Origin of the sequence: Paraburkholderia sp. SIMBA_030, from assembly GCF_046535245.1 — a bacterium.
Lineage (GTDB): Bacteria > Pseudomonadota > Gammaproteobacteria > Burkholderiales > Burkholderiaceae > Paraburkholderia.
The window spans coordinates 1-264 of record NZ_JAWRXB010000772.1; the positions used below are offsets into that span (position 1 = coordinate 1).

Below are 264 nucleotides of genomic sequence, written 5' to 3' on the forward strand. Positions count from 1 at the left end.
GTTGTAGTCGACGCCGATACGATTGAGTACGTAGCCAAGCAGACCGATATCGGGCCGGCCGAAGATCTGCCAGATCGTGCCGACCACATTCCATGGAATCAGCAGCGGCATCGCGAGCACCACGAGCGCCGCCGATGCGCGCCAGCCGGACGCCGGCATCGCGAGTGCAAGCCCGACGCCGAGCGGAATTTCGAACAGCAGCACGCAGGCTGAGAAAATGATCTGCCTGCCCAAGGCGCCGCGCAGATCGGGATCGGTCATGAT

1 pseudogene is annotated in these 264 nt (G+C 62.9%); it reads right to left on the reverse strand.

The annotated features are described in order from the left end of the window. Positions 1-264: pseudogene (locus SB772_RS42065) on the reverse strand (sugar ABC transporter permease); the annotation flags it as partial.